The organism is Spirosoma radiotolerans (genome assembly GCF_000974425.1).
Lineage (GTDB): Bacteria > Bacteroidota > Bacteroidia > Cytophagales > Spirosomataceae > Spirosoma > Spirosoma radiotolerans.
This window is the reverse complement of record NZ_CP010429.1, coordinates 1,944,087-1,962,622: the sequence shown is the minus strand read 5'-3', so window position 1 is coordinate 1,962,622 and position 18,536 is coordinate 1,944,087. Positions and strand designations below refer to the sequence as shown.

The following is an 18,536-nucleotide window of genomic DNA, read 5'->3' as shown; positions in this document are numbered from 1 at the left end:
TAATAGATCATGAAAAAGACAACGCTAATCGTCGTCGTAGCCATACTAGCCATTACCGGTTTGATTGGCTTCCGGCTGTCGTCTAACAAAAAGAAGATCGACGCGCAGAAAAAGCCCGTTGTTCAAACCAACGTGGCGATTCCGGTAACCGTTGCCCCTGTTGCAGAAGGCACCGTGAGTCAGCAGCTCGTCAAGACGGGAAACCTGATTCCGTATAAAGAGGCCGACATTATTGCGACGACGGCTGGTAAGGTAACGAAAGTCAACTTTAATCTGGGTTCGTCGATCCGACAGGGGTCTACACTGGTTGAGCTGGACAACCGGCTCAAGGAACTGTCGCTGGAATCTACCCAACTTTCCATCGATCGACTCAAGAAGGATGTGACGCGGTATAACACGCTTCTGGCGGGTAACGCCACAACGGAAATTCAGGTCAACGAAACAAAGTACAATTACGAAAACGCTGTTAATCAGGCCGAACAGATCAAAAAGCAAATAGCCGATGCAAATGTGAAAGCCCCTATTGGTGGCCGGATCGTACAGAAAGACATTGAGCCTGGCGAGTACATCACCGTTGGTAAAGTGCTGGGCCGGGTCCTGGACGTCGATCGATTGAAGGTGCAGGTTCCTGTAAACGAAAGTGACGTTTACCAACTGCGCGAAGGCCAGACGGTGAAGGTGTCGGCGGATGTATTTCCGGGCCGGACGTTCAATGGACGGGTCTCTTACATTGCGCCCCAGGGCAGCGATGAACATAACTATCCGGTCGAAATCACCATCGACAACGCCAATGGGTTGAAAGCAGGGACGTTCGTAAACGTCGATTTCTCGCAGAAATCCAATCAGAAAGCCCTCCAGATTCCCCGCTCAGCGCTGGTCGAAAGCGTCAAGAATCCGTATGTGTTTGTTGTCAATAACAACGTTGCCACCCGACGGTCGATAACGATAGGCCGGGACTTTGGCGACTCGATTGAAGTGCTTAGCGGCCTGAAGGCTGGCGATCAGGTGGTGACCACCGGTCAATTGAACCTGAGTGACGGAAAGCCGGTACAAATCACAAAATAATTACCCGAAACCATGTCTATATCTGAAATAGCGGTTAAGCGGCCCTTGCTGGTAACAACCATTTTTACCGTCCTGATTCTGTTCGGGGCGCTCAGTTACCAGCAACTCTCCTATAACCTGTTACCGAAATTCGAGGCCAACGTCATCAGCGTGGTGACGACCTACCGGGGCGCTTCGGCCGATGAGGTCGAAACAAACGTGACCAAGCGCATTGAAGAGGCCCTCTCGTCGCTGGAAGGACTGGACCGAATGACGTCTACGTCGCAGGAAGGCGCATCGAGCGTGGTTATCCAGTTGAAAAATGGGGTAAATACCACACTGGCGCAACAGGACGCTCAGCGTAAAATCGAGCAGATCATCAACCTGCTGCCCGACGAAGCCGACCGCCCTATTCTGAACAAATTCTCGACGGACGAGATTCCGGTCCTGCGGATGGGTGTGACGGCCAATATGTCGCCAACGGCTCTGTATGACCTGATCGATAACGACATCAAGCCCCAACTGTCAAACGTGTCTGGGGTTGGACAGGTGAACATCATCGGCGGCAACGAGCGGGAGATCCAGGTAAACGTCAACACCGAAAAACTACGGGGGTATGGCATCTCGATTGGCCAGGTATCGCAGGCGATCAACGCGGCCAATGCCAGTTACCCAGCGGGTCAGTTGGAGACGCGGCAGGCGCAATACTCAATCCGGTTCGATGCCTCCGTGCAAACGGTGAATCGGCTGCGGGACTTGATCGTAGCCCGTCGTACGGATGGAAGCCAGGTGCTGTTGAAAGATGTGGCCGAAGTTGTCGACGCGTCAACCAAGCCGACCGCCATCAACCACATCAACGCGCAGCCATCCATTGGTTTGCAGATTCAAAAGCAGTCTGATGCCAATGCTGTATCGGTCAGCCAGGGTGCGCAGGTTAAAATCAAACAACTCGAGAAGCAGTACAGCAAGATAGGACTGAAATTCAACATTGCTTCCGACCAGTCGATTTACACCCTGGCCTCGGCTCATGCGGTAGTCGAAGATATGGGCCTGGCCGTACTGATCGTGTCGCTGGTGATGCTGCTGTTTTTGCACAGCTTCCGGTCGGCGCTGTTCGTGCTGGTGGCCTTGCCATCGTCCATGATTCCAACCTTTGCCCTGATGTATTTGATGGGCTTCTCGTTGAACCTGATGACGCTGATGGCTCTTTCCTTAGTTGTGGGTATTCTGGTCGATGACTCAATTGTGGTCCTGGAAAATATCAACCGACATCTGGAAATGGGCAAAGACCGACGGCAGGCAGCCCTGGATGGACGGAGCGAAATTGGGTTTACAGCGCTAGCCATTACGCTGGTCGACGTGGTGGTATTCGTACCGCTGGCCATGACGGGCGGTTTGATCGGAAATATCCTGCGGGAATTTGCGCTAGTCGTCGTTTTCTCGACGTTGATGAGCTTGCTCGTATCCTTCACGCTGACTCCTCTGCTGGCTTCGCGTTTCGGCAAAATCGAAGTGCTGAATCCTAAATCGCTATGGGGCGGCCTGAACCTCGGGTTCGAGCGTTTTCTGGACCGACTGACGAATGCCTACGGCCGTATTCTGGTCTGGGTGCTGGGTCATAAACGCTACATTTTCCTGGCCGTCATTGCCTTGCTGGTTGGCTCTATCGCCCTAGTACCGGCTGGTTTTATTGGCGGTGCCTTTATGCCGCAGAGTGATCAGGGCGAGATGAGCATTCAGGTCGAACTGGCCCCAACAGCGTCTATCTATCAGACCAATACCATTGCACAACGGGCGGAGCAAATCATTATGAAGCACCCCGAAGTAACGAATGTCTTTTCAAATGTTGGGTACAGCAGTAATGGATTGGCAACCTCATCAAATAGTAATCTGGCCGATATTAACGTAAAGCTGATCGACAAAAAGGAACGGAAGCTATCGACGGAAGAGTTTGGCCAGGTCCTCAAGCAGGAGGTTGGACAGATTCCCGGCGTGAAAGTGACCGTTAGCCCAGTGGGTATCGTTGGAGCCTCACAGGCCCCCATCATGATTGCGGTAAAAGGCACAAACCTGGCCGACATTCGGAAGGCAGCCGCCATTGTTAAACAAGTGACGGAATCAGTGCCGGGTACACAGGACGTAAAATATTCGGTGAAAGATCCAAAGCCCGAGGTAACGGTAAACCTGAATCGGGAGCGTATGGCCCAATTGGGTATCAGTGCCTCTGATGTGGGGATAGCCCTGCAAAACGCCTTCCGGGGCAACGACCAGTCGAAGTTCAAACAAAACGGGAATGAATACGATATTCTGGTTAGTCTGGATCAGTTTGACCGTACGCAACCGGAGGATGTTAGCCGACTGACCTTCGTCAATAACCAGGGAAAAACGTTTGAGCTTTCTCAGTTTGCTACCGTGCAGGAGCAAGTTGGCGAAAGTGTGCTGGAGCGGATCGACCGGCTCTCGTCGATCACGATCAACGCGCAGGTAGTAGGCCGCCCGGTCGGTACGGTGGGTACGGATATTCAGACCAAAATGGCGCAGCAAAAGTTGCCGGAAGGGGTCAATATCCAATATTTGGGTCAGTTGCAACAACAGTCCGACGCCTTTGGTAGCCTGGGGCTGGCGCTGATGATTGCCATTTTGCTGGTGTATTTCATCATGGTGGCCCTGTACGAAAGTGTGGTGTATCCGTTCGTGGTCCTGTTCTCGATCCCGGTGGCCCTGATTGGTGCCCTGCTGGCGCTGGCCCTCACCATGGAAAGCCTGACGGTATTCTCGATTGTGGGTATGATCATGCTGCTCGGTCTGGTGGCCAAAAACGCCATCCTGATCGTGGACTTTACCAACCAGCTTAAAGCCGAAGGGCACGACGTTGTCGATGCGCTGATCGAAGCGGGTAAAGAGCGATTACGGCCTATTCTGATGACGACACTGGCTATGATTTTAGGTATGCTGCCCATTGCGCTGGCGAGTGGTGCCGGTGCCGAAACCAAGAACGGCATGGCCTGGGTGATCATCGGTGGTCTGACCTCGTCGCTGCTGCTAACGTTGCTGGTCGTTCCCTCCATGTATCTGGTTGTCGACCGGATCATTGCCCGGTTCACCAAGAAGAAAGTCGTTCCGAAGAAGCCACAGGAACTGGAAGTCGCCAAGGCGATGGAGTAAGCGAGTATAGATTGTATTAAATAGCCTCTGGCTGTTTGAGTTGAAGACTGACCAGAACTGTCAGGGCCTTTACCTCAAACAGCCAGAGGCTGTTTCGTACTTTATCGTTACTAAGCTTCCAGTGCCGCAACACCCGGTAAGGTTTTTCCCTCCATGTATTCCAGCAAGGCACCGCCACCGGTTGACACATAGCTTACGCGATCGCCAAAGCCAGCCTGATTGATGGCCGAAGCTGAATCTCCCCCGCCGATAAGCGAGAAAGCACCATTTTCTTCCGTTGCCTTTACGACGGCTTCGGCAATGGCGTTGGTGCCATGCGCGAAGTTTTCAAACTCAAATACGCCCATTGGGCCATTCCAGAGAATCGTCTTTGATTTCAGAACGACTTCCTTAAACTGCTCAATCGTTTTGGGGCCAATATCGAGACCCTCCCAGCCATCCGGAATCTGCCCAGTTGCAACAATCTGCCGATTAGCGTCATTGGAAAAATCATCGGCGCAAAGGTTGTCAACAGGCATGTAAATGTTTACCCCTTTCGCCTTGGCTTTTTCGAGCAGTTCAAGCGCCAGGTCCTGCTTATCGGCTTCAAGCAGCGATTTACCAATGTTACCACCCTGCGCTTTAGTGAACGTATAGGTCATGCCACCACCAATGATCAGGTTATCAACCTTATCCAGCAGCTTTTCGATAATCAGGATCTTATCAGAGATTTTAGCCCCGCCCATAATGGCCGTGAAGGGCCGTTCGGCTTCTTCCAGAATCTTTTTGGCATTGACCAGCTCAGCTTCCATGACATAGCCCGCCACGCGATCCGTAAAGAATTGTCCCATTACAGCCGTCGATGCGTGGGCGCGGTGTGCCGTTCCGAATGCATCGTTGACCCAAACATCGCCGAGCTTCGATAATTTTTCAGCAAAGCCTACATCACCCTTCTCTTCTTCTTTATAGAAACGCAGGTTTTCGAGCAGCAGGATTTCACCTGGTTGCAAACCAGCGGCCAGATCGGTAGCCGATTGACCAATGCAATCGTCGGCAAATTTCACCTCGCGGCCAAAGGCTTCTTTGAGAGCAGGTAACAAATGTTTGAGGGAGTATTTCTCTTCAGGACCTCCTTTCGGACGACCCAGATGCGACATCAAAATAGCCGAACCGCCATCGTTCACGATTTTCAGGACGGTTGGAATCGTCGCCTTGATGCGCGTATCGTCAGTGATGTTAAACGCTTTGTCGAGCGGCACGTTGAAGTCGACCCGAACGAGGGCTTTCTTTCCGGCAAAATTGTAGGAATCTAAAGTTTTCATGCGACTGCGTATGGTCGTTTGTTTTCGAGGCCAAACTTAGCAGTTTTTAGGCAGACGCAAGCGGGAACTTTAGTAGAGCGGCCATTAAACAACGAGTCGAAGGGCTGTATGGCGGGCAATTTGATCAAAGTCTACGTCGTTGTGCAGAATTGGAATATCGTATAAGAGTGCATAATGGACGATAAGACAGTCATTTGGCTTACGGATCGTTACTCCTTTTCGGTGCAGTGACCGATACAGATCAGCCGCCCCAATGGCCGCTTCAACGGGGTCGAGTTTTAACACAGATAGAGCGAGTATACCTTCTTTTTCAATAAGGTACCGATCATCTCGCACACCTTGTCGTACTTCCTGTATTATTGTCGGCGTCACATAAATCGGATGATCAGTTGCCAGATACGTGGCGACTAATGCTGTTTGTTTACCATTGACTCCCCAAAAAGCATCCACCCAACCCAGACCGATGTGTCAACAATCATTGATCCTAATCGTTCGGTGTAGCATCCGTGCGCATTTACGATAAGTCGCCATCCCAATGAACTTTACCAAAGAGAGAAAGCAAGTTTTGACGAGCCTGACGATCAATGTATTGTTCAGAGCTAATTCAACAACAGCATTTTTTGTCTTTAAATGGCTTATTTCTAACGCCTTCTAAATCAATTGGTCATTAATATCAATATTCGTCCGCATGACGTCCTGTTTACATACACAACTATAAACGTTTTTATACACATCAATACTTGCCTTCGCTACCCGCCCCGCCAAAGTCGCCCCCACCATAGCGAAGGTTATCTTTGGGCGCGTGTGGTATACTGCTGGTTGCCTGAACGGCCGCCATACTGGCCGCATTAAGGAAGAGTTCGTTTGGCGAATCATCGTCTGGCGCATCGGTAAAGCCATGTTTTGGGCTCGCCAGATACCGGATACCAAATACAGCTATCGCGATCAGAGCCAGGCCGCCCAGCGTTAGGGCAACATTGAGCGGAACAAATCCCATATACTCATGAAACGTCATGAATGCAGCAATGAGCCCAAGCGCACCCAGAATAGTCAGCATGCGATTTCGCTTCGTCAGCCCCTGCCACAAGTAAATGGCCGGAATTAGAAAGGTTAATACCCAAAACAAGCCACGTAAGCCAATTTCAGGCGCTTCAACGGGGTTGGTAATGCCTGGACCGGCCTCAAGCAGGAGGCCGTTCAACTCCCGGACAACAAAATAATTACCGCTGGCGGCCAGCACAATAAGCGACAACCATTGAGCCAGATTCAATGGATCAGCGTAATAAACCTGCTTTATATCCCGATTGATAAATTGCCTGACGACTATATAAATTGTAAGCGAAACCGCCATCATCACAAACGGCAACGCATCTTTTCCCCAGCTTACTTTTAAGAGGCTATTAAAAATAGCGGTGTAAAATGTGGCCAGCGTAAAGAAGGCAATCAGCGTATCGCCATAGTACCAGAGCACCAGCAGCAGAAGCGGCAAGGTAAACAAGCAATGGGTGGCTAAAGACAGCCCATTGGGCAGAAACTGATTGAAGCCAAACGCCAAAAAACCCGTCAGGGTGACAACAAACGCATTATCAATCCCATTGCGGTACAGGAGCCGACTGTTGATGAGAAACCCGCCGATTATCCCTATGCCGATGCCGAACGCTATATTAAAGATGCCATACGCCTTCGGGTTATCCAGCATGGTGGAAAAGATGCTGGCAGGCAGTAGATAACAGGCCAGAATGGCTACGGTCGTAAACAGAAACAACCCAATTTCAATGAAGCCGTTTGTCTGCCGAAACTCGACCGGATAAGCTTTACGGGCGGCATTAATCTGCTCATCGGACACAAGTCCCTGCCGATGCCAGCGCTCGGTCTGGGCCAGTATTTCACGGTTATAAATCCATTGTTCGTTATACGCTCTCATTGGTGCGGTTGCCTTTTGGCAGTTGAGTCATCAGGTAATACACTAAGGCGATGCCGGTCAGGATGAAATACCAGTAATAGGCGTCGTCGCCCCGAGGACGCACATAGTGAAAAAACAGGTAGGTAACCCCAATGTAACCATATATGGTACTCATCAGCAGAAACAGAAACGATCCGTCGGCAAGCCCTGCCGACTGCAACCGACGGCCGCGTCTGGAGTACTGGTCAAAGACGATACAGGCCACCGCCAGTCCCAGTGCAAACCACAGGCGGACACCTTCGAAGTTGAACATCCCTCCCAACAATGCCACCATCAGCAGGTTTCCAGAAATGGTTAAGTAGGTATACGTAAAATGAGGCTTAATCTTTCTTCGCTCCAAGCCAATGGCTACCGCAATCAGGACTAAAGCCAAGCCTATGGCCGAGAAGACTGTTTTCTGATCAAAAAAATTGGTTTTGAAGTAGAGTTCCAGCGGACGAACGGTCACGCCCACCCACGAGATCAGGGCCGTCAGGGCCATGCTCAAAACGCCCCTATGGTCAAATCGGTAAGCTAGTGGTAAAAACAGCAAAGCAGGCAGCAAGGTGACCAATCCATAGCGCGACCCAAACACGTTGTAAGCATATTGCGCGTACCCTTCAAGCGTTAGAAAAAGGAGGCAGGCCAGAATCAGGGCATAATCGCCAAAGGTTGACCGGCTCCGGGTCTGGTCTGGTGTCCACTCGGGACGAAATCGGAATGCGAAATAAAAACAACCCACACAGGCAGCCGCGATTCCCGTCAATAAGGCTCCCTGGCCAATCTGATCGAAGTTATCGTAGATCAACAGACCCAGTCCGGAACTAAGCAGTAAGATACCAATGTAAAGCATGGAGCGAAATTCCCAATGGAGCGAGAAGGGCCGCTGGCGCTCCATTTCGGCAATTTCTGTCTGTTGCTTCGGCGGCAAAATGCCTTGTTTACTCAGTTCATTCAGAACGTCGGCTGGGGACATAAACGCTTGTTTTTTTGTTCTTATTATACCTTCTTGTATCTACAGGTTTGGCTCGACAGCAAGCTTTTTGCGAACCAGAGTCCGTAGGTGCATTCCAGTATTTTATGATCGGACGACAGAAAATTATCCTAACACCCCGGTACTATCTCGACAATTTCCGCTACGTGCTGGACTTTGTCAAACGACTCTACGGCAATTTGTTAAACGATGCCGAGTGGGACTTCATACACCGCTTCGAAGCCTTGAGCCTCGATGCCCAGTGTCTGTATGTTCGGCTCAGCAATCGCAAAGGACTATTTTTTCGCATCAACAAACTACAATATAACGAAATAACTGACCTCCCGGCGGCCGTTGGCGAACTGCTCATGGCGGGATTTGTCGAGCGGCTTTCAGCGCATCACGAGTCTATGGGCGAGATAGCTCTTAGCGTTTTTACGAAGCCTGAGTTAGTAAACCTGCTTCCTTTGGAACCGGAAGAGAGCCGACCCTTAGCCAAAGAGAAAAAGGAACAGGTTGTTCGGTACGCCCTTCATGAACTTGATTTTGCGGAAGTTGTTACGAGCCTCACTACCCATGAGACCGTAATCCGAATGAACTTCGAAGCCGAAGGCATGATGGTTAAATACCTGTTTTTCGGCAACCGGGGAAGCAATATGACCGAATTTGTGGTGCGCGACCTCGGCATGGTTAACTTCGAACGCTACGACGAAAGTAAACTAACGGCCCGTTTCCGAAACCGAAAGGAAGTTGAAGACAAGCTGCTGATCTCGCTGACGAACGAAGAATTTTACGATCTTAAAGAAGCCGAAACTCCAGCCGACGATATTTACAACTGGTTCCTGAACTGGAACGAAACCCGCCCCGAACTGACCGAAATTGCGATTCCGGGTTATCAGAAACTGGTGTGCCGGGTTGGCGCTTACCTGGAAAGACAAAAACTGCCTGATCAGGCACTCGCTGTTTACGAATTATCGGATCGGGTACCCGCCCGCGAACGACGCGTTCGTCTCCTGTTCAAGAATGGATCGGTCGAGGAAGCCCTTGCGCTCTGCGATGAAATTGCTGTCAATCCGTTGAACGCCGAAGAACGCTATTTTGCTACCGACTTTCGCGAAAAGATACTGAGTGCCGGAGCTAAGAAACGGAGCCGCAAAGCCACGACGCGTTTTTTATCCGATGCCGAGAGCGTTAATATCCCGGCGGCCTACCGTCACCATGTCGAAGCCGGGGTCATGAATTACTATCTGGAAAATGATTTCGACGCTGCGTTTACGGAAAATTATCCCTGGCGCGGTTTGTTTGGCCTGGTTTTCTGGGATATAATCTACGACGCCAATGTGTCGGCGATCCACCACCCGCTTCAACGGGCTCCGTCCGATTTTTACCTTCCCGATTTTTACACAAAGCGGGAAGATTTATTAAAAAACCGCCTGCTCGAACTAGCAACTAAAGACGACTGGCGTCGGCATACGGGTCGCATGTTCAATGCAAAATATGGAATCACCAACGTACTGGTCGATTGGTCGGATGAGTTACTCACGCTGGTTCAACGCATGATTGAGTTGCTGGATGTTGCCCAATTGCGCCTGATTTTACTGGAAATGGCCCGTAATGTTCGCGAACATACACGCGGTTTCCCTGATTTGCTTGTCTGGAATGAAAAAGGCGAATATGACTTTGTGGAAGTCAAATCCCCCACTGACCATCTCGGCCCTCAGCAACTGCATTGGCTGGAATTTTTCCAGACAATCGGTGTACGCGGGAAAGTGGTTCGGGTCATTTGGGAATTATAAAACCCGGCCAACTCGCAGAAAAACAGGAAACTGTATATCACGCTCTCCATCGCCCCAGAGCGGCTTCAGCTCCTCCCCCAGCCCGATTACAGGATCTTCCTCATTTTCGAGGATGTATTGCCGCACGGCCGACCACGTGCGCAGGTAATTGAGGAAACGCTCCAGCGACCAGGTCCGACGGGCCGTAAAATTGGCCCTCTGCACATCAGCAAAGGGAAAGGGCAACGAAGCATAGGCATTGTCGATGTACTTCCGTTGGGGATCCCAGTAGGGACCAACTCGGTTCCGGTAAAAATCAAGCAGGATCGCGTCAAAGCCAGCGCCAAGCTGCACCAGTCCGTATCCCCACTCGGCAATGACCGCACCGGGCTTACTCACCCGCCGAACCTCGGCATGGAAGGCGTTCACATCAAACCAGTGTAACGCCTGCGCCACCGTAATCAGATCGAACGTCTGGTCAGCGAAAGGCGTTTGTTCGGCCTGGCTGATTTGATAATGAATGTTATCTTTTTTGATAGCAAGTAACAATTGTGTTTCGCTGATGTCGGTAGCCTCAACCCGCTCGAACCGGTCGACCAGAGCCCCGGCAACCTGTCCATTTCCTGTGGCACAATCCCAGGCCGTCTGTTGGCTATTCGTGAATGATAAAATAAATGTATACAATTCATCAGGGTAGTCAATTCTGTATTGAGCGTACAGGTTGGCGTGGCCCGAAAAGCGGTCGAGAGGCTCCATATTTTTTTATTTTTCAACAATTATTAAACGTTTTTCGGGAACAAGTGTCTAATCTTTGGTTTAATAGGAAATACCGAAGTCAAAGTTGGGTTATCATCCCAAAGCATCTATTTTTGCGCGGTTAACTTATTGAGCCCAATCAATCTGTTCGTTCATTTATCGTTTACCCGATTCTCATGAAAAAATTTGTCGGCATTCTCATCGCTTCGGCTTCGCTGGCCCTAGCCGCTATCGACGCTAACGCTCAGGCTCCATCCGATATTCCAGAGGAGATGAATACCCTGATGACGAAATACACCTGTATCGCCTGTCACCGCCCAAATCAACGGTTGGTGGGTCCGGCTTATTCAGACGTAGCGAAAAAGAAATACTCAAACGAGGAAATCGTTAACCTTATTTATAATCCAATTCCAGCGCACTGGCCTGGTTACCCTCCGATGGCTGCCATGAAGCAAGTACCAAAGGAAGACGCCATGAAACTAGCCGTCTGGATCAATTCGCTCGACGGCAGCCCAGCTAAAAAAGGTGGCGCTACCAAAGCAAAATCGAAAGGCAAAAAAGCGTAACGAAAAAGCACCGGTTCTATCGCCGGTGCTTTTTTTATGTGGTGGTGCGGTGGTGCCGGTTTCTCAAAACTGACCTCACACTGCGCATCCTCATCACAGTGATAACTAACTTTCCTTCTCCGCAGTACCCATTAAGCTCCGCTGCCGCACGGCTTCGTAAAGAACCACGCCCGTGGCCACCGATACGTTCAACGAACCAACAGCACCCAATAGTGGAATCTTAACGTGCGTATCGACCATGCGGAGCAATTCGGGCGATATGCCGTCTTCCTCCGATCCCATAATGATCGCGATGGGACCCGTCAAATCCGTGCTGCGTTCATACAGGTCACGGCTTGATTTTTCGGTACAGGCAACAACGGTTACGCCCGACTCCTGCAAATATTTGACGGTTTCGGTCAGATCGGGTTCGCGACAGACCGAGATATGATTGAGCGCTCCCGACGATGTTTTCATAGCATCGGAGTTGATGGCGGCTGCCCCACGGCCCGGAATGACAATGCACTGGATACCCGTGCACTCAGCCGTGCGGGCAATAGCTCCAAAGTTTCGCACGTCAGTAATGCGATCCAAAAGCAGGAAAAAAGGTGTTTCACCCCGCTCAAATACGTCGGCGATGACGTTGGAGAGCTTGACATACTGTACCTGCGCCACCAGACACACCACGCCCTGGTGATTTTTGCGCGTTAGCCGATCCAACTTCTCGACCGGTACGCGCTGGATGGTGACGCGGTTCTGAAACGCCAAATTCTGGATATCGGGATTACTCATTCCCTTCTCCATGTATAATTTATCGATCTGCTGCTCTGACTTGAGCGTTTCAATGACCGACTGAATACCAAACACCATCTCGTCGGGCTGTGGACGAAACTGGGGTCTTGACCCACCGGGCCGATGCCCTCCAGGACGGGAATTAGTTGGGCGATTTACTCGCGAATTGTGCCGGTTCTCCATGCTTCGACAATCGGGTACCAGACCGGCTGATACTCAATAAAGCGCACCAGTTCGTAATGATCCTCGACAAATTGATTCGGTTTTTTTGTAAAGGTAAAGTTTACCTCCGAGACATTGGCCCGGCGATTATAAACCCACACTTCGCGTTCGCGGTTCCGTTGTACCCGATCGGGAGCCCCAAGAACAATGTAAATCATGCCTTTATCGGTTTTCCAACCCTCTTTATAACTTGTAAACAACCGGTTGGCTTCTTCGACCCGGTCGAAATACGCCTTCAGGGTTTTGCGGGCTACTTCTTCATTACCCGACATTAAGCTCAGCCAATACCGGTCAAAAGCCTTCTTGGTATCCTGCGCCTGATTCAATTCCCCGATTTCCGAGCTGGTGCTCATGTATAAAACGGGTTTGATCAATTTTTCGGGGCGGGTGAGCTTCGGAAACCGTTTGTCGGCAACCACCAGACCAATACCGGCAGCATCGGTGGTATCCTCCAAAAAATAATAGAGTCCTTCGCGCGGAATGACAAATGGCTTGTTGGTCGTAATGGTCAGGGTCGAATCCTCAGTTAATGATTTGGCTGCCGGGCGGGGCGACGTATTCATGGGCGACGAGGCCGCTTCGAAATCGTGTCGGTAACGAAATCCGTACAACGGCTTGCTGGTGCCGTTCACATCACGAATGATGACGGTGTCGCCTACATTGACATAATTACGCAGTTGCGGTTGTTTGCCTGCCTTATCAAAAAGCGTAAAGCGGTCGCTCAATTTAGTGGCTTTAAAGCGAAGCGACAGATCATTACGGGCTTTCGTTCCATTCGTCGTCTCGGTAATTTCGGTAAGCAAAACGGCATTGGCAGCATCCTTAGGCCGTTTTACATCGAACATCAGGGTTAGGTGATCCCCCTGCGCACTGATGTTCTGAGTCGTTAAGGGTACGGTACCGTAGCCCAGGCGTTCCCGGTTATTGTAATCGGGATACATCACATAGGCGATCAGGAAATGTTCCGTAAAATCGGTTGGATTGAGCACCGGCTCACCCGTTGGCGACTTCGCCGTTATGTCCATATACACCCGAACGCTGGTGGTGTCGGTGGCCAGAAACTTCCCCTTGATAGATGTAACCATCCATTCACCGGCGGCTTTACCCGATACGGTAGGCGTTGTGCCTAAGGCAGGGCCATCGGTCATTACTTTAACGGGTGCCGGATTTTGACCCACCGTTACGGTCGGGCGCGAATCACCTGGGCGCCGGGAATCGTCGCGCGGTGTACCGGTGTTACTGCGCTGAGCCTCTTCCGGACGAGAAGCCGCCGGGCGATTGCCCTGGTTCCGTTGCGCTTCGGTACGGGCGTCATAAGCCGCATTGGCACGAGCCTGCTGCGTTTTTTTGCTGGACGAACAGGCCGCGGATAGAAAACAAATAACGAGTAAAGCAGATAGAATACGCATAAAACAATGTTGTAATCTCTAAAGCTTTTAGACCCATAAGGTTATAAAACCGCAACGGCGGTCCGGCTCATGGGTTCAATGGAGGAATGTCCAGTAATAACGAAAAAAGCGGCCGTTTTGGGTTACCGAAGCGGTTCATTTTTCTTTACTTACTACAAAAGAGTAATTTTGCCCACTGAATTGCAAACGCATGTACAAGACAACTGAAATTACCTCCGCCGAAATCGCATCGGACAACCCTGTTCACCAACGACTATTGTTTCCCTACGTCGAAGCAGCCGCTATTGTGCGTGGGAAGGTGCTCGAAATTGGGTGCGGCTGGGGCCGGGGACTGGAACTGCTGACGAAAGCGGCCGATCACTATACAGGCATCGACAAAAATGAAGAATTGATTGCCGGGCTTAGTGCTGAATACCCTAACTCGACATTTATTGCCGCCAACATACCCCCGCTGAGTACCTTACCCGACAATACATTCGATTATATTGTGACCTTTCAGGTGATTGAACATATCGAAAACGACGATTTATTCATCAAGGAAGCGCACCGCGTGCTGAAACCGGGCGGGAAATTATTGCTGACCACGGTTAACAAAACGTTTTCGCTCACCCGCAATCCCTGGCACGTTCGGGAGTATTACGCGGATGGCTTAAAGGCGCTGATGGCAAAGTACTTCCCGACGGTAGAAACGCGCGGCATTCATGGTAATGAGAAAGTCATGACCTATTATGAGCAGAACAAAGAATCGGTCAAAAAACTGACGCGCTTCGATATTTTCAATCTGCAATACCGTTTGCCCCGTCGACTGCTGCAAGTACCTTACGACCTGATGAATCGCCTGAACCGAAACCGGCTTCTGCAGGCCGACGGGCTGGCGGCTGAGATCAATTACACCGATTACGTGGTGAGCAAAGACCCGGCGGGGAGTCTGGATTTCTTTTACATGGCAACGAAATAAGGCGTTGGTGCGACGTGATGGGGCCAGGCAAGAGCTAAACGGGCTGTTGCATCAGCATTCGAACACGCACCAATGTACCCCGTCCGGCTACACTTTCAATCTCAACGCTGGCCCCCACCGACTCACAAAGTCGTTTTACAATTTGTAAGCCTACGCCTTCGCCGTGTTTTCCGTACGCATTAGCCCGCTCTCCCCGCAAGGGATCAGCAGGCAAATCCTGCCTGGAGTTGGGCATTGGCTCAATGGGTTGGGCTTCTTCCGGAGAGAGTACACTTGTTGGCTCAACAGTTGGCCTTAACTGCTTATGGAACAAATCCATTACGCCAGCAGGCAAACCCGGCCCTGAGTCCTGCACGCTAAATACCCATCGCCAGTCGTTCTCGGCCGACCAGGATACCGATACCATACCGGGGCGGCTTGAACTGGAAGGGGTATATATCAGGGCGTTTACCAGAAGATTCTGCGCAATACGGTGTATTTTAAGCCGGTCCGTTTTAACCAGCAAGGCTTCCAGCCCATCCGCCCGTAAAATAATCCCGTTTTCCTGGGCCATTGGCTGAGCACTATCAACCAGTTCCGTTAACAGGCTAGCGACGTCGAACTCCTCTATATCAAGCGGTTCCCGGCCGGCCTCCAGACGGGCTAAATCCATAAGGCCCGTCAGTAGTGATTGAACGCGGGCCAGATTTCGGTTCAGCATGTCAATATACTGTTGCCGTTCTTCCGAGCTTAAATCGTCCATCTGTAAAATAGAAGCTGCGCCTATGCTCAGGCCAAGTCCACTCCGCAGATCATGGGAGGACGTTCGCAACATATCGCCCCGCTGGCGAGCCAGATCCTCCATTCCCTGTAAGGCTGCTTCGAGGCTGGCGGCCCGGTTAGCCGCTTCCAGGCGTTGAAGTTCATCGTGTTTGACAACACTTCCGCCCAGTGTCTGGGTCATCAACAGCATAATATGCTGTTGAGCCTGAAGAACAATATCTGGGTCAGATTGCGGAAAGACCTGACGGAAGAGCTTTAACTCATTGAACAGAGCCATCAGCAAATGGTTGTATTCACTCAACAGATTAACCAGACTAAGCGACTTCTGCCAGCGTTGCAGGCCATGCGATTTAGCCGCTAACACGGGATCTGTTTGAACAGGCTGCCCCATCAACTGCTGTTCCAGCGACTCCAGAATACTCGGAATCAGGTTATTGAATTCTTCGCGAGTCAGTGTAGAGATCTTTTTCAGGGATGCATCTGCTTCACAGGCCGTTCGCCAATTGTTCAATAAGGTTTCCCGACGATTAAATAAGAACGTAACCAGATCGGTTACGGATTGCGGATGGTTTGATGAAAAAGCAGCCATACTGGAGCGGAGAGTAAGAGGTTAGATGCATCAACGAGTTACGATCGGGGTAATGACGCCAGCGTTTCGAAATCCCCCACTTTTTGCAGATACAATAAATGACTCAAGATCCCGTGCATATTGCTCACTAGTCTATGCGCTTCGGGAAACGTAGCAACCTGTAATTGCGTGTGCTCGTTTTCCTCCTCCTCGCCGGTAGCTTTGCTATCTATTGCTTTAATTTCTGCCAAAGGCAGGCGCCGTTCGAGGTAAAAAAAGTGCAGCGCTTCGTCGCTGGTGGCCGTTGCCGAATACAGCGGCTTATTAAACAAAGGCGTTAACTCCGCCGGATCAACAGTCAGGTTTGCTTCTTCACCCAGTTCGCGGGCGGCAACCTCAACCGGCGATGGGTCGTCTTCGTCGATCATGCCTGCCGGGTGTTCATAGGTGAACGCTCCATTGCAAATGCGCCGTTGTTTCACCAAAAGAACGTATTTGTCGTTTGTCTCTTCCGCAATCAGCACAACCAGCATAGAAACCGCATCGCCCTTCAGAAAGCAGATTGGGTTTAGCGTCGTACCCTCCGGTGTATCGGCCTCTACCTTCAGAAGCGCGTATAAAACGCTGCCATCTTTCCGGGCCTGATGCACATACAACGGGTGTATCTGATTGACATTAATTTGATTCTGCGCTAACTGATCGCGCCAGTTTTTATACTTGGGGGCCTCATCCAGTTGTTCTGATTCCATATGCGTTATGTTGTTTACTAGCCGATTGGGTCAGGGTTGCTGGGTCAGAAAGATCTTGGCTGAATCAGACTTGAGCATAAATCCTTGGTTTTCAGGCTTTACCGAATAAGGTTTATTATCAATCAACAGGCTATCGCCCTTCACTTTCCAAGTGAAGGGCGTATCTCTTGACAGCATGCCCATCTGAATATGATTCGTTCCTTTTCCATCTTCTCTGAAGCTATAAATTGCTTTGGAGCCACTCAGCGTAGCTAAGTTCGTACTGTCAATTCCCTTTGTGGAGTCGACGTTGAAGGTGGCCGCAAACTGCTTATTCATAAAATCAAAGTCACGAACACCGGTTTGACAACCGACCAGCAAACCGAGCGAAAGCCCACAGATGCTCTTTGCCCAATACGTCATAAAAAAAGTTGTTTATAAGTTGTTGAGTAAAAACTGGTTTCTGGTTTTGTCGGGCAAAAACGGCAGGTATGCAAACCGTAGCGGAGAGCGCCTTTCGCTAGGCATGCACAGAAGCAGGTTTGAGCAAATCGGGCAACACGTTCTCCCCGAAATCATCAATAAAGCGCTCGTGTTCCAGATTGACATTGTGCAGAAAGAGCTGCTCGAACCCCAAGGCGATATCTTCCTGCAACCAGGCGAGATGCTGGCTGGTATCGGCGGAAATACGAACCATCTGGTCGACCTGCTTCAGGTCGACCAGGTCGCCAGCCATATCAAACTGCTCCGGCCGACGCAAGTCGGTTAGCATACCGTTAGGAAAAATATTACCCCGCCATTGATCGTAAGCGCCCTGCTGGGCAGCCTCTTCAGTATTGGCATAAGAGAGCTGTACTTTCAGGTGCATCGGTTTGCCTTCACCACCTCCCCGTCGGAACGCATCGACTACTTCCCGCAATTGCTCGGAAGGCTGCGATATGGTGAGCAGTCCATCAGCCCAACTACCAACCCATTCCGCAGTTTTGCTGGTGACGGCCGCTCCAAAAAGTAACGGTTTCACGGCAGGGCGGGTATATAACGTTGCTTCTTCAACCGTCACCAGGCCCTTATGGGTAACGGTCTGTCCATCCCACAACGCTCGAATAATGTCGACACATTCTTTCAGACGGGCATTTCGGTCGGCTTTGGCGGGCCATTTGCCCCCTGTAATGGCTTCGTTTAGGGCCTGGCCGGTACCAACAGCCATCCAGAACCGTTCGGGAAACATATCGGCCAGCGTAGCGGCTGCCTGAGCAATAATAGCCGGATGGTATCGCTGTCCGGGTGCATTGACGACACCAAACGAAAGAGAAGTAGCCTGTAAAGCCGCGCCTAACCAAGACCAGGCAAAGCCGCTCTCGCCCTGGCGGTTGCTCCAGGGATGGAAATGATCGGATGAGGAGCAGGCCGTGAAGCCTGCCTGTTGCGCCCGTTGCACATACTGCAACAGCGTACTGGGTTTAAATTGCTCGTGGGATGCGTGATAGCCTATTTTTAGCATAAGGTTGGTTGTCTACTGTTCAAGGGTTTGTGGTTTGTCGTTTGTGCTTACGTCTACAAGTAGTTACCTCTGGGCATATCCACAAACGACAAACC

At 50.8% G+C, this 18,536-nt stretch carries 16 protein-coding genes; 5 read left to right on the top strand and 11 right to left on the bottom strand.

Going from position 1 to position 18,536, the window contains the following annotated elements; all coding sequences use genetic code 11:
• Window positions 1-9: 9 nt before the first annotated feature.
• Both SD10_RS07790 and SD10_RS07785 read left to right on the top strand, forming a co-directional pair.
• Window positions 10-1,065 (top strand): efflux RND transporter periplasmic adaptor subunit, encoded by a 1,056-nt coding sequence (locus SD10_RS07790; protein ID WP_046376425.1) that lies wholly within the window; start codon window positions 10-12, stop codon window positions 1,063-1,065.
• Between the two features lie 12 nt (window positions 1,066-1,077).
• Entirely contained in the window at window positions 1,078-4,209 is a 3,132-nt protein-coding gene (locus tag SD10_RS07785; RefSeq protein ID WP_046376424.1) for an efflux RND transporter permease subunit, read from the top strand.
• A gap of 110 nt (window positions 4,210-4,319) precedes the next feature.
• Here SD10_RS07785 and SD10_RS07780 read toward each other — a convergent pair whose 3' ends face one another.
• The 4 genes from SD10_RS07780 to SD10_RS07765 form a co-directional block, all read right to left on the bottom strand.
• A complete protein-coding gene (locus SD10_RS07780) occupies window positions 4,320-5,510 on the bottom strand; it encodes a phosphoglycerate kinase (protein WP_046376423.1) in 1,191 nt (396 codons plus the stop codon).
• Window positions 5,511-5,594: 84 nt separating this feature from the next.
• On the bottom strand, window positions 5,595-5,960 hold the full coding sequence (gene vapC / locus SD10_RS07775; RefSeq protein WP_227699169.1) for a type II toxin-antitoxin system VapC family toxin: 366 nt from the start codon (window positions 5,958-5,960) through the stop codon (window positions 5,595-5,597).
• A gap of 283 nt (window positions 5,961-6,243) precedes the next feature.
• A complete protein-coding gene (locus SD10_RS07770; RefSeq protein WP_046376422.1) occupies window positions 6,244-7,434 on the bottom strand; it encodes a hypothetical protein in 1,191 nt (396 codons plus the stop codon).
• Window positions 7,421-8,428: a DUF2157 domain-containing protein gene (locus SD10_RS07765; RefSeq protein WP_046376421.1), complete on the bottom strand. Its 1,008-nt coding sequence runs from the start codon at window positions 8,426-8,428 to the stop codon at window positions 7,421-7,423. The genes SD10_RS07770 and SD10_RS07765 overlap by 14 nt, the downstream gene beginning before the upstream one ends.
• Before the next feature lie 104 nt (window positions 8,429-8,532).
• Between SD10_RS07765 and SD10_RS07760 the strand changes: the two genes are divergently transcribed.
• Window positions 8,533-10,221 carry a VRR-NUC domain-containing protein gene (locus SD10_RS07760; RefSeq protein ID WP_046376420.1) on the top strand — a complete coding sequence of 563 codons (1,689 nt, stop codon included), beginning with the start codon at window positions 8,533-8,535 and terminating at the stop codon, window positions 10,219-10,221.
• Here the strand turns inward: SD10_RS07760 and SD10_RS07755 are convergent.
• Window positions 10,216-10,956: a class I SAM-dependent methyltransferase gene (locus tag SD10_RS07755; protein WP_046376419.1), complete on the bottom strand. Its 741-nt coding sequence runs from the start codon at window positions 10,954-10,956 to the stop codon at window positions 10,216-10,218. The genes SD10_RS07760 and SD10_RS07755 overlap by 6 nt on opposite strands.
• A gap of 176 nt (window positions 10,957-11,132) precedes the next feature.
• On the opposite strand from SD10_RS07755, the gene SD10_RS07750 reads away from it, so the two are divergent.
• The gene (locus tag SD10_RS07750) at window positions 11,133-11,522 is read left to right on the top strand and encodes a c-type cytochrome (protein WP_046376418.1); all 390 of its coding nucleotides are present in this window, start codon (window positions 11,133-11,135) and stop codon (window positions 11,520-11,522) included.
• Window positions 11,523-11,627: 105 nt separating this feature from the next.
• Here SD10_RS07750 and rlmB read toward each other — a convergent pair whose 3' ends face one another.
• Together rlmB and SD10_RS07740 are read right to left on the bottom strand one after the other, a co-directional pair.
• A complete protein-coding gene (gene rlmB, locus SD10_RS07745; protein WP_082111547.1) occupies window positions 11,628-12,476 on the bottom strand; it encodes a 23S rRNA (guanosine(2251)-2'-O)-methyltransferase RlmB in 849 nt (282 codons plus the stop codon).
• On the bottom strand, window positions 12,449-13,924 hold the full coding sequence (locus SD10_RS07740) for a GWxTD domain-containing protein (RefSeq protein WP_046376416.1): 1,476 nt from the start codon (window positions 13,922-13,924) through the stop codon (window positions 12,449-12,451). Before SD10_RS07740 ends, rlmB begins: the two co-directional genes overlap by 28 nt.
• A 190-nt stretch (window positions 13,925-14,114) precedes the next feature.
• Here SD10_RS07740 and SD10_RS07735 point away from each other — a divergent pair, with 190 nt between their 5' ends.
• Window positions 14,115-14,882, top strand: a complete 768-nt coding sequence (locus tag SD10_RS07735; protein ID WP_046376415.1) for a class I SAM-dependent methyltransferase — start codon at window positions 14,115-14,117, stop codon at window positions 14,880-14,882.
• 34 nt (window positions 14,883-14,916) lie between these two features.
• Here the strand turns inward: SD10_RS07735 and SD10_RS07730 are convergent, their stop codons facing one another.
• From SD10_RS07730 to SD10_RS07715, 4 genes are all read right to left on the bottom strand, one after another.
• Window positions 14,917-16,233: a sensor histidine kinase gene (locus tag SD10_RS07730; protein WP_046376414.1), complete on the bottom strand. Its 1,317-nt coding sequence runs from the start codon at window positions 16,231-16,233 to the stop codon at window positions 14,917-14,919.
• A 38-nt stretch (window positions 16,234-16,271) separates the two neighbouring features.
• Window positions 16,272-16,961, bottom strand: coding sequence for an NUDIX hydrolase (locus tag SD10_RS07725; RefSeq protein ID WP_046376413.1), 690 nt, complete (start codon window positions 16,959-16,961; stop codon window positions 16,272-16,274).
• 30 nt (window positions 16,962-16,991) lie between these two features.
• A complete protein-coding gene (locus SD10_RS07720) occupies window positions 16,992-17,363 on the bottom strand; it encodes a hypothetical protein (RefSeq protein ID WP_046376412.1) in 372 nt (123 codons plus the stop codon).
• 97 nt (window positions 17,364-17,460) lie between these two features.
• Complete coding sequence (locus SD10_RS07715) at window positions 17,461-18,441, bottom strand: TIGR03885 family FMN-dependent LLM class oxidoreductase (RefSeq protein ID WP_046376411.1); 981 nt, start codon at window positions 18,439-18,441, stop codon at window positions 17,461-17,463.
• Window positions 18,442-18,536: the final 95 nt, after the last annotated feature.